The sequence below is a fragment of the Paenibacillus sp. UNC451MF genome (assembly GCF_000686845.1).
In the GTDB taxonomy this organism is placed as follows: domain Bacteria; phylum Bacillota; class Bacilli; order Paenibacillales; family NBRC-103111; genus Paenibacillus_S.
The window spans coordinates 300708-313421 of record NZ_JMLS01000003.1; the positions used below are offsets into that span (position 1 = coordinate 300708).

The 12714-nt window shown below is 45.8% G+C and carries 8 protein-coding genes; all 8 read left to right on the forward strand.

Features of this window, described 5'->3' with window-relative positions:
* The first annotated feature begins 11 nt into the window (after positions 1-11).
* The 8 genes from BP97_RS0106835 to BP97_RS0106870 all read left to right on the forward strand — a co-directional run bounded on the left by BP97_RS0106835 (position 12) and on the right by BP97_RS0106870 (position 12542).
* The gene (locus BP97_RS0106835; RefSeq protein WP_028548428.1) at positions 12-1124 is read left to right on the forward strand and encodes an oligogalacturonate lyase family protein; all 1113 of its coding nucleotides are present in this window, start codon (positions 12-14) and stop codon (positions 1122-1124) included.
* A 306-nt stretch (positions 1125-1430) separates the two neighbouring features.
* Positions 1431-2537 (forward strand): SGNH/GDSL hydrolase family protein, encoded by a 1107-nt coding sequence (locus BP97_RS0106840; protein ID WP_028548429.1) that lies wholly within the window; start codon positions 1431-1433, stop codon positions 2535-2537.
* A 108-nt stretch (positions 2538-2645) separates the two neighbouring features.
* Entirely contained in the window at positions 2646-5144 is a 2499-nt protein-coding gene (locus tag BP97_RS0106845; RefSeq protein ID WP_028548430.1) for a phosphodiester glycosidase family protein, read from the forward strand.
* Positions 5145-5204: 60 nt separating this feature from the next.
* Positions 5205-6551 (forward strand): ABC transporter substrate-binding protein, encoded by a 1347-nt coding sequence (locus BP97_RS0106850; protein ID WP_028548431.1) that lies wholly within the window; start codon positions 5205-5207, stop codon positions 6549-6551.
* A gap of 106 nt (positions 6552-6657) precedes the next feature.
* The gene (locus BP97_RS0106855) at positions 6658-9858 is read left to right on the forward strand and encodes a phosphodiester glycosidase family protein (protein ID WP_028548432.1); all 3201 of its coding nucleotides are present in this window, start codon (positions 6658-6660) and stop codon (positions 9856-9858) included.
* Positions 9859-9964: 106 nt separating this feature from the next.
* Positions 9965-10597 carry a YdcF family protein gene (locus tag BP97_RS35535; RefSeq protein ID WP_051620422.1) on the forward strand — a complete coding sequence of 211 codons (633 nt, stop codon included), beginning with the start codon at positions 9965-9967 and terminating at the stop codon, positions 10595-10597.
* Positions 10575-11753: an ROK family transcriptional regulator gene (locus BP97_RS0106865; RefSeq protein ID WP_028548433.1), complete on the forward strand. Its 1179-nt coding sequence runs from the start codon at positions 10575-10577 to the stop codon at positions 11751-11753. Before BP97_RS35535 ends, BP97_RS0106865 begins: the two co-directional genes overlap by 23 nt.
* Before the next feature lie 42 nt (positions 11754-11795).
* Complete coding sequence (locus BP97_RS0106870) at positions 11796-12542, forward strand: Cof-type HAD-IIB family hydrolase (RefSeq protein ID WP_028548434.1); 747 nt, start codon at positions 11796-11798, stop codon at positions 12540-12542.
* Positions 12543-12714 lie beyond the last annotated feature (172 nt).

The window sequence follows — 12714 nt, forward strand, 5'->3', positions numbered from 1 at the left end:
AGTTGATGTCTATGAGCAAGGGCACAGTAGTGAACCATACGTTTCACACCTTTGAGGATTGTTACACGGGCAGGACGGTAACTCGACTTACAGCTCCAGAGTATATCCACCATCATCCCTACTTTTATTATAAAATGATCACGAATGACAATCGCTATTTGATCTATGCCAGTGATAGGGAAGGTCACCGGAACTTGTACAAGATGGATCTCGAAAGCGGAATTGCAGTTCAATTGACTGAAGGGACAGGAGTCCATGATTTCAGCTGCTCGCTGACCAGTGACGACCGCTACTTGATCTTCTGCCGGAATAAGCAGATCGTTCGAATGGATATGATGACTGGGGCTGAGGAGCCCTTCTATGAAACACCTGACGGCTGGATACCGAATGCGAATCCAGGACTGAGCTCTGACGACCGCTATTTAGTGTTGGTCGAGCTGAAGGAAGAGGACGTTGTGCCGAGTCGAGGCGACTGGTCGACCTTCGAACCGCAATGGGCTAATAAGCCGCATTGTCGAATTGTCTATGTTGATATCGAGAGGCAAGCCAGTCATGTTGTCCACGAGGAGCCCCATTGCTGGCTGGGACATCCGCAGCTTCGGCCTGGTGACCCGTCGACGATCTTGTTCTGTCATGAAGGCCCGTGGAACCGGATCGATGCAAGATTGTGGCTGATTCAATCCGATGGCTCTAATATGCGCTGTGCGAAGCCACAGTCACACGAAGAGCTGATTACACACGAGTACTGGCTTGCTGACGGTTCCCGATTCGCTTTTGTATACCGTCATCACGATAACGGACTGCGGGAAAGTATAAGGTTCATGGATCCGATAACCCTGCAAGAGGACGAATGGATGGAATGCTCGAAGTATTGCCATTTCATATCCAATCGAGATAACACCCGAATAGTCGGTGACGGGCAGTTGAAAGAAGAACACTTCATTTATCTCGTTGATGTAAAGGAGAGGACGGAGCAACGGTTGTGTTCGCATGGCACGAGCTGGGCAAGCTACGGGAATACCCAGGATGCCCATCCGCATCCCGCTTTTTCACCAGATGGCTCGTTTGTTATCTTCACATCCGATAGGGAAGGCAAGCCCTGCATTTATCGGGTTAATCTTTAGAGTAATAATTTTATGATATAAATCAATACGACCGTCAGGCTGAGTGGGCCTGACGGTTTTTCTTATTAAATGACCTGAAGGTCAGGAGTGCGTCGGAAGATATCATTTTTAGTTGGGTAAGTTTACAAAACCTTTAAACTGCGAAAACATGAAATAAACATTTATAAATTAGACTAATAATAAATCAATTTGATTAAATATAAAAGGAGCTGATGTCAACGCAGGAAGGATGTAGTATGATAGGAAATTATTAGCGTTTCCATGATACTGGCATTATCCGAACTATGAAAAGGAGAGTGTACAAAAATGTCCTCGAATCATAACACACAGCCACAAAAGCTGGATTCCAATATGGTGATCAAGGAGCTGCAGGGTGAATGGCAATGGTTCTCGCCGCTTGCTTCCCCCTTCCGAGTGGTCGGGTTCCCATGGCTTCAAGAGGAGGGAGTCTACCGTCGCTTGCCACTGCAACCGAGAGAGGGGCTTCCCTCAGCAGTGGACAAGCTTGCCAACTGTACAGCTGGAGGACAAATTCGATTTCGAACGAATGCCAAGAGAATAGCAGTCCGAGTACAGCTCGGAGGTACCTCATCCATGGATCATATGCCTGCCACTGGGCAGAACGGATTCGATGCATATATTGGTGAGCCCGGACGAGAACGTTATGCAGGGACCAGTCGGATGAAGCTGCAGAGCACTTCCTATGAATGTGTGTTATTTGAAGGTCCTGATGGAGAAAAGGTACGTACCGTAACGCTGAACTTTCCTTTATATCAAAGTGTCGTGGAAGTTGCTGTAGGATTGCCTCCAGAAGCACGTGTCGAATACGATTCATCGTATGATGTTCATGGTCGGCTTGTTTTTTATGGAACCTCGATTACTCAGGGAGGTTGCGCGGGACGCCCGGGGTTAGCTTACACTCAACAGGCAGGCCGCCGCTTGAGGCGTGAAGTGATCAACTTGGGTTTTTCAGGCAATGGCAAGGGAGAGCCTCAGCTCGCAAAAGTTATTCGTGAAATCAGCAATGTCGACGTCTTCATCATGGACTATGAGGCTAATTGCACTACGGATCGATATTGTGAGACCTTAGAACCCTTTATTCGTCTATACCGTGAGAAACAGGCGGAAGTTCCGATACTTGTACTTTCCAGGATTCCTTATGCTAAGGAGCAATTTGACCCGTCCATTACTCGGGAGCGTATCTTTAGACGCGATTTTGCTAAACATTTGGTGGAAAAAATGAACCGAGAGGGGGACTCTCTCATCTTTTTTGGTGACGGTTCAGGTTTGCTTGGCAAACGTTATGATGAGTGCACAGTAGACGGCGTTCATCCGAATGATCTTGGTTTTACGATGATGGCCAACCGAATAGTGCCAATGCTTCAAAAAATAATTGGTTTTAAAGGCAAATAATTCTGAAAATTAGATTGAACAATACCGCCAGTTGTCGTAATATAATAATTAATCAAATTGATTGATAATTAATTCAAAACGAACCACCATTCGGATAGGAGGCTTGTTATGTCTCAAAGTACGAGGATGGAGCAGGACGAACAACTGGCTTGGCAGCTATTTAAATCGGAAGAGGAGAGGATAGCGGTAGGCGTCAAGTATCTTCACCATCAAATGAACAAGGGTGACTTGACGAATAGGATTCATATGGTGGAAGTGGATCCGACTCATGAGCTAGTTCATCTGGAGCCAGTATCTTCCCAGGGGAAAGTAATTCGCTTGGAGACGGTCGGGAATTTGCTTCATGAACTCGAATTGCAAGGGAAAAAATGTGTAGCTGGTTTTAACGGTGACTTCTTCAGTTATGTTGGCGTTCCATCGGGTTTGCAGCTTGTGGAAGGTGAAATCATTACATCCCCTCAGACGACCAAGGTTATGTTGGCTGTAATGCAAGATGGTACGGTCAGGCTCGAACATTCAGTGAGCATGAAGGGTATTTTACAATGTGAAAACGGATACATAATGGAAGTTGATATTATCAATCGTGCAAGGACATTGAAGTATATGGACCATGCTTGCGTCTATAACTGGAGATACGGTCGATCAACACGTACTCCGAATGGGGGCATCGAGGTTACCCTGACTACCCACAAATCTGTTGCAAGTCTATATCTGGGACATCCAATTCAGGGGACGGTTAAATCCATTCAGGAGACATCGGATTCACCAATTGATCAAGGGACTTGGGTTCTATCACTCACAGGCAACAAAGCCGAGCAATTTCAAAAGAACATAGCGCTGGGAGCCATTGTTACATTGCAAGTGGAGTACGATAGAGGAATTCAAAATGCCCGGCAGGTCATCTCCGGTAACTCAACCTTGGCATACATGCTTTTAAAGAATGGGATCATCCCGAATCACTTGTACGATACAAGTATTAGACTGAATAGTGATCGGCATCCGAGAACTATCGTAGCAACCAAACAAGGCAAGCTGTACATAGCTGCTATCGATGGCCGACAGCCTGGTTTTTCCGAAGGAATGACATTAGCGGAGGAAGCCAGCTATTTACAAAGTCTCGGGATGGAGGATGCCATCAATCTGGATGGAGGGGGTTCTACAACCTGCTATATTTGTCACCCAGGTGACGAGTTTGCAACGCTGGTTAATCAACCATCTGACGGATTTGAGCGAGAAGTAGGCAATGGGCTAGCTATTATCTCCAAGGCTCCTCGCTGTGAACTGGATTCACTTATTATTTCACCTGCTATTGTAAGAGCATTGGCTGGAAGCAAAGTATCATTTGAGGTAAAAGGTCACGATCGATATTGGAATGCATTAACTGTGAAGCCGGAAGAAGTTCAGTGGTCCGTACAAGGGGATATCGGATCGATCAATGAAAGGGGTGAATGGACAGCAGGCTCACAAACCGCAGCAGGTCAAATTATAGCTCATTATGGAGCGATCGTTCAATCCGCACAGGTATGCATTACAAATGAGCTGGAACGTTTAGAATTGATTCCTTCAGCTGCAGAAGTGGAGCCAGGTGGTATTCTTCAATTCAAAGTAAAAGCTTACGATGGGCAAGGTCAGGATATCTTCGTATCTAGTGAGCTTCTTACATGGTCTACTGAAAACGAAATAGGACGAATCGATCCATCGGGTCAGTTGTTTGCCGCCAATGAGGGAATAGAAGGTAGAGTGAGGGCGTCATGGGGACATATTAAAGCTTTTGCCAGTGTACACGTCGGCAAACCGCATTTCATCATTGCAGATTTCGAGAAGCTGGATGGACTAGGTGTAGCTGAGGTGAATACCGTGCAGGAGTCCGTAACGCTTACTAAGGCTGCAAGACCCTCACCTGTCAAGTTTGGAACTTTTTCCGGCAAATGGTCCTATGATTTTACTGGCATGTCGGGAAGCTCTCGAGCTCACATTACTTTTAAGGATGATCTAGGAGCTGCAGGACTAGAAATTGGAGGGAAGCCATATCGATTTGGGTTGTGGGTCAATGGAGATGGCGGCTGTCATTGGCTGCGGATGGGCTTTGAAGATGCAGATGGAATTAAACGCACATTGAATTTTACGGACCCTGGAGGATTGAATTGGAGAGGGTGGAAATATGTCTACGTCGATGTTCCAATAATGACAAGATACCCACTTCGCGTACATACGTTAACCCTTGTGGAAACGAACGACGCGAATAAAACCAAAGGGGTCCTCTATCTGGACGATTTTAGAGCTGAGTACGTAGATTTTCATGAAGATGTTGAAGGGCCGGAATTCACAGACATGAGTCCAACAGATCAAGCCATCATATCACAGAAGCACCCAGACATTCGTGTAACGGTAACTGATGCTAAGAGTGGTGTAGACCCTTCATCCATCCGTGTATGGTTGAATCATTCCGTCATTTCCCATACGTATCACGCGGACACAGGACTGCTGGAATGCAAGCCATCCAATGAATTAGAAGCGGGCACCTATCGTATCGTTGTAGAGGCAGCCGATAAGGCTCGTAATGCAGCTTTGCCAGCGGCGACTTGGAGTTTTGAAATTACTGTGTAATATCATTGAATATTAACTGGGTTAATGATTTCGAAATTATAAAAAAAGGTGAGATCGACGATGAAAATAAAAAAACGTTTATCCATGGCCCTCCTGTTGACGCTTTCCGCTGCTATTGCTGCAACCGGATGCTCTAACAAAACAGCACAGCCCCAACAAGGAAAAGATCCGGCAAAACCGGAGTCCGTTAAGGCAGAAGAGCTTACAGTTACCGAGCCTGTAACGATCAAATTGTATTCTCACTTTGCAGCAATCAATACCCCCAACGATGTCGAAGCTCTGTTCGGAACCGTCAAGAAGAAGCATCCCAATATCAATATTGAGCTAATCAAGGGCACGAAGCTGGTTGACATGATCGCAGCCGGTGAAGTTCCCGATTTGATTGCCACGACCCATTTTTATATGAATGATTTACTTCCACTAGGTGTAGCCAGTGACATGACGGACTTTGTTAAAAAATACCAGGTTGATCTAAGCAAATTTGAGCCGCAGGCCATTAACGCTATCAAGTCCTACGGGAAAAAAGGAGAGCTCTATGGAATCCCGTATACGCTGAATTATGGTGTTCTAATTTATAATAAAGATATTTTCGATCGTTTCGGAGTTCCGTATCCGACGGACGGCATGAAATGGGATCAGATCATTGAGTTATCCAAAAAGCTGACCCGTGAAGAAAACGGAATTCAATATTTGGGCTTCGATCCGGGGTCGGAACGTACGTTCTCCAGAGGCTATGGCTTAGGAACCGTAAATGAGAAGGGTGCACCCATCTTCGATTCGGAAGGCTATAAGAAGACGTTCGATCTGCTAAAACGGATGTATGAAATTCCAGGTTACATTGATCCGAAGAAGAAATTCCAATACGGTGTTGACTATTTCATAAAAGATCAAAAGCTCGCTATGTTCCCATCTTGGCTTGCAGCCATCACAAGTCGTTTACCACAACTAAACGAAGGAGGAAGTGGATTTAATTGGGATGTTGTCGGTCATCCGGTCTTCGATGATAGGCCAGGAGAAGGAAGAGAAATCGAGTTCCAGTCTCTTATGGTGCCTCCAACCAGTAAAAATAAAGAGGCCGCTTACCGCGTTATTTTGACGATGATTAGTGAAGAATCGCAGAAAGAAATGAACAAAGGAAATAATTTAACGATATTAAATAATCCTGAATTGAAAAAGCAATTTGCATCCAATACCGACATTTACAAAGGCAAGAATCTGGAAGGGATCTTTAAAGTCAAACCGGCGACCGCTCCGATCAACACCGAATATGACAACGAGAACTACAAGTATTTGCGCGAAGCATTAACCGGCATGATCTTTGATAAAAAAGACATCAATACGGTTCTTAGGGAAGCCAACGAGAAAGCGACCAAGTACATTCAAGACGAACAAGCACGAAAAAAATAGCAGCATAGGCATACCCAAAGATAACGAAGGAGCCGATCCATAAGGGTCGGCTTCATGTAGAGAATAAACCCATATTCTGAGGAAATCGAAGGGAGATTCTTTTCTTATGAAACGAAACCCGATCAAATGGAAAAATATCTTAATCAGTCTTATTACAACTGCTGTATTAACGACTCCATCCTATGGATGGTTGGACCAAGCTAGTGTACATGCCGAGTCGGTTCAATGGCAAACTGTAGACGAGAAGCAATTTGCAGTATCACCAGGCGTCGTACATACAAGTCGCACATTAGTAGGAAATGGACTGAGGGAATCGATTCATCTGCTGGAAATAGACCCTGCCAATCCTTATGTTAAGGTGGAAGCGGTTTCCTCGCATGGAGAGGTCTCAGGTGCCGAAACGGTAAGTAACATGTTGAAGGAGCTGGAGGCGCAAGGGGAGCGGCCAGTTGGCGGTACGAATGGTGACTTTTTTAGTACGGTAGGTGTGCCTTCAGGGTTAATGATCTCTAACAGAGAATTGGTGAGCTCTCCATCGACCAGCAAGATTGCTATGGCCATAATGCAGGATCATACGGTTAAACTGGAAGAGAATGTGACGATGACATCCAAGCTGACGAAGGACAATGGGGAGTCACTGACATTGACGATGATTAACCGGACTCGTGTCGCAACGCATACCAATCATGCATTTCTTTATAATTGGAGATTCGGTACTTCGACACGGACACCGGAAGGTGGGGTGGAAGTAGTTATTCGAGCCGATGATCCAGCTAATAAATTAATACCTGGTCAGCCGGTGAGCGGTGTCGTCGAATCGATTATGGAAACCGCAGATACACCAATTGAGTCGGGAACCTTTGTACTATCGGCTACCGGTTCTAAAGCGGATTGGATTCGCCAAAAGCTGGCAGTAGGCACGAGACTTCGTCTGGACATAGCACTAAGCAAAGGCTTTGGGGCAGCAGAGCAAGTGATCTCAGGCAACTCAACACTAGGCTACGTACTGCTCAAAAACGGTGTCGTATCACCTACGGTGCTGGATCCCTCAGATACTAACACAAGCGATAGACATCCAAGAACGATGGTAGCTACAAAGCAAGGGAAGTTGTATCTCCTTGCCGTTGATGGAAGACAACCAGGACATTCCGATGGAATAACGATGGCGGAAGGCGCATATTACTTGCAGAGCCTCGGGATGGAGAACGCCATCAATCTGGACGGAGGCGGCTCGACGACCTATTATGTCAGGCAGCCTGGAGATGAACATCCAAGTCTAATGAACCGTCCATCTGATGGTCACGATCGGGCCGTAGGCAATGCTATAGCTATTGTATCAACAGCACCTATGGCTCCTTTGGATCGATTAGTCGTTAACCCAGATACCCCTCTACAAGTCGTTGCAGGGAGCAGGGTAGAGTTCCAGGTTAAAGGTCAGGATGCATACGGAAACGGAGTTCCTGTGTCACGAGCAGATCTTCAATGGACAGCCCAAAGCTCCATAGGGACGATAACTGCGAACGGAACCTTCACGGCTTCGATGACCACCGGAACAGGCCAAATAACGGTTCAAAGCGGAACGGTAGTTCAACAATTGGATGTAACGGTCACAGACAACATTAATCAGCTTACACTTGAACCGAACACGGCAGTGGTGGAGCCGGGAGCCGTAGTTTCCTTCGAGCCTGTGGCAAAGAATGCGCAAGGACAGCGGATCTGGATATCACCGGATCGCCTAATCTGGTCCGTGGAGGGCAATATCGGTACAGCGACTCCTGATGGCAAACTGCATGCAGTAGATGGCACTGCAGACGGAAAAATCCGTGCTGCGTTCGGCAATGTGATAGCGGAGGCAGTTGTTCAGGTTGGTAAGCCGCCCCAACTGCTGGAGCCATTCGAGAATACAGACAAGATGCAGACCAAAGAGGCTAACGCCGTAACAGGTTCTGTCACGATAACAGCCGTTGCTCGACCAAATCCAGTTCGCGTTGGGACTAAGTCATTGAAGCTGACTTACGACTTCACTGGAAAAGGCGGAACTTCTAATGCTTATGTGAATTTGTTGGACGATAACGGTGATATCGGCAGAGAAGTGGAAGGAAAGCCATATCGGATCGGCTTGTGGGTATACGGAGATTCCAATCAGCACTATTTAAGATTAGGAGTTACCGACGGGAATGCAACGAATCGTATTTTTGACCTAACGGAGCCTGGAGCATTGAATTGGACCGGCTGGAAATATGTGACGGCATCAGTTCCCGAGAATACCATCTATCCGCTAAAAGTACGTTACATCGTAGTTAGCGAATCGGATGCAGCTAATAAGAACAAAGGCGCAGTCTATCTGGATGAACTTAGAGCTGAATACATGGATTTAGGTGAGGATGTAGTAGGACCTGAATTTGGTGTTCAGACACCGGCACCAGGCACAGAGGTAACAGGATTACGGCCTGTTATTCGTGTAAAAGTCACGGATTCAGGGACGGGAGTTGACCCTTCTTCCATTATCGCAACTATCGATGGAACTGCGGTCTCTACGATGTATGATGCTGCAAATGATTTGATTCAGGTAACACTGGGAGGGGATTTATCTGAAGGAGAGCACCATATTAAGATCGAAGCGGCGGATAAGGCTGGGACTTATGCAATCCCCGCTGCGGAATGGTCATTCCGGGTGAAGGCTCCAGATACCATACCGCCAAGCTGGAGTTCGGGGGCTGGTCTTACAGTTACCGACATCACCTACCATTCTGCAAGCCTCCGCTGGCAGACAGCGAACGATAATGTAGGTGTCCAAGGTTATCGTATTTACCGCAATGGGACAATGATCGATACGATTCAAGCAGTCATGTGTACAGAACAATGCACGTATTCGGTGGATGGTCTGATAAGCTATACTCCATATTCCTTTGAGATTGAAGCCTTTGATGCTGCTGGAAATACGAGACGCAGCAATGCTTTGCAAATGTATTCAGGTAAGGACCAGCTTTCACCGGGGGTCCCCGTGACCGTAAATGTCTATGGTAAAGGACACGATGTGCAAGTAAGCTTCACCCCTCCACTGGATTTGGATTATGCAGGAATGAAGGTGTTCATTTCGCCTAAAGGTGGAAATAACGGACATAAGGATGGAAGGGAAGCGGAGTTGTTTGCTCCGCCGGGAGTTTACACTGTTCAAGCCACAGGTTTAAAGCACGGATTCTATGAAGTGGTCGTTCAAGCCCTAGATTCGAGCGGAAATGTATCGTTACCTGTAGTAAAGCAAGTGAAACTAAATGAAGGAAATGGAAACGGAAAGGACCAGTAGATTGAAACTTGGGATTGTAAGATAGGTTGTAATATCGTATTATATATTTAATCAAATTGATTTATAATCATTTGGAGCTATTTTATTTTTGGAAAGGAACAGCAGAATGTGGGAACTAGCACTAATTGTATCGCTGAGCATCATTGCCGCTGTACCTTTAACGTACTTCGTATGGATGCATAGCTGCCAGAGAAAAAAAGCAAATGCAGATGCTTTGATTGTTCTGGGCTATCGATGCGACGGCAATCAAATCCATCCTCTACTGAAGGAACGGTTGGACACTGCATTGCATTTATTTAGGAAGTATGATTACCGCCTCATCATTTTATCTGGAGGAGCCGTTAAATCCAATCTGACGGAAGCTGAAATTATGCGTGACTATTTACTCGCTCAAGGTGTACCAGGGAACAGGATGCTGCTGGAATCCCGTTCCCGGAACACTGTACAAAATCTGGTGAACTGTAATCTGGTACTGCAAGAGAACGGATTGAGCACGTTTTTGTTAGTTTCCAATTCTTTTCATTTGAGGCGAATGAGGTATATAATGAAGACGCTTGGATTAACGGCTTCACTGTATGCAGAGCGGAATTGGAAAAGCATTCTACTGTATCAGTGGAGATTGACTTTTCAGGAAATCCGGGCATTTCGCCTTACACTCCCCTGGTTGGAGAAGGCGGTGAATATGAAGTCTCCCCAGATGATGGGAGGCAAGAAAGGTGCTGCTTCCCGTGAAGCCTGAAAGAACGACTAGCAATAAACTACTCAAATCGATAAACCAGCAAAAAGTGCTGCGTTTGATTTATACGGAGGGACCTATATCTCGTGTTGAGCTTGCCGATAAAACAGGTCTTACCCAACAAACCATTACCAATATCGTAAACCGGTTGCTTGATGACGATTACCTGTTGGAGACAGATCCAATAGCCGGCAACAGCGGAAGGAAGCCTATCCCTTTAGTTGTGAAAACGGGGGATATGTATGCCATTGGTATCGAATTGGCCATTAAGTACGTCAGAGGTACCCTGATTGATTTTCAACACAATACAATTCACGAAATCAAAGAGCAGGTTCATTCCTACGACGATGTAGAGCATCCACTTCATTACATAACACAAATAGTCGATGAGCTGATGAAATGGGTATCGAAGCCACAGCAGCTCAAAGGGATCGGCTGTAGTATTCAAGGCCTGGTCGATTCCAAACAGGGCGTCGTTATCTATTCGCCTGGACTTCGTTGGAGGAAGTTTCCGCTTAAAGAGAGGCTGGAAGCCCGCTACAATCTGCCTATTTATTTGGAGAATGACGCCAATCTCCTCGCCATTGTTGAGAACTTAAAAGGGCATTTAGCGGAATCCACCAACAATGTTACGATCAAATTAGATTATGGGATCGGCGGAGCGCTTGTTTTGAATAAACAGCTATGTACTGGTTCGTCTCATGTTGCTGGAGAATTCGGCCATTATAAAGCGTTTTCTCCGGATGATACGCCGGTTTGTCACTGCGGTGCGAGAGGTTGTCTAACAACACTTGCTTCGGTAAGCGGATTAAAGCGCAACGCAGGTCTTACTCCAGAAAGCTTCGCTGAGCTGCTTGATGCCGAAGATGATCGTGCTTTAGCGCTGCTACATCGTATTGAGCCTGCTATCGGTTTGGCGATCAGCAATGTGATTACTTTTTTCAACCCGGATCATGTTCTTTTAACTGGTAAGCTTATAGACGTATTGGGACAACGACTTATTGCACCGTTAGAAAAGCGGATTTATTCAACGATTCCGGAATCATGTCGAGGAGTTAAGCTGGTATATCTACGGCAAACCCCTAACGAATCTACATCTGCCGGCGGACTAGTCGTGAATCATTTTTTTGATGTGCCATTGGAAAGCTTATCTCTGTAGTATTGCCAGTCACTAATTGAATTGGAAAGAGAGGGAGCCATAATGCCGCAGTATCGCTTATTAGCTCTAGATTTGGATGGTACGACACTGACGGAAGACAAGGTTATTACAGAAGTGACACGCACGTGGATTCACAAGGCGGAGCAAGCAGGAGTAAAGGTTATTTTCGCAACGGGCCGCGGCACGCAGACAACGAAGTCGTTCTGGGAGGAGCTGGAGCTCCAGTCTCCGATGGTTCTTGTTAACGGCGCGGAGGTATGGGAGAGTCCTGATGTATTATGGAAGCGTCAATACATAGACAGGGAGCATCTTCTCCAACTTCACCAGCTGGCTGTTGAGTGGAATGCCCATTACTGGGGTTATAGTGTGGAGAGCTTAACAAGCAAGCGAAACTGGACAGAGCAAATGTTTGATCGTGATTGGATGAAATTCGGTATTCGTCATGATGATCTCGACAAAATCCAGGAGCTGCGCAGCATTATAGCAGGATGGGGGACTTTGGAAATTACTCGTTCCGCCGCGGTGAATATTGAAATATCGCCACTAGGCATATCGAAGGAATCCGGAGTTCAAATGGTGTGCGATCAACTCGGTATAGGAATGGATCAAGTTATGGCGATTGGCGATAATATGAATGACCTTCGATTAATTAGGGCAGCAGGTCTAGGTGTTGCAATGGGCAATGCGGATGATGAGTTAAAGAGGGAAGCGAATGCTATCACCGATACGAATGAACAGGACGGCGTGGCCAAAGCGATTCAAAAATATATTTTTGATTTAGCGGTCTAATCGATTTTTAATAACTTGGGTGAAATTGGAAAACGTCAAATGAAGACTAGAGCTGCAAAGCAATTGTTCATTTGGCGTTTCTTCGTAGAACATAAGTTTACATAACAATAAATATGTAAACAATTTAAATCTCTCTTCTGAAATTGTATAGAGACTCATCGAAAGTTTGGGT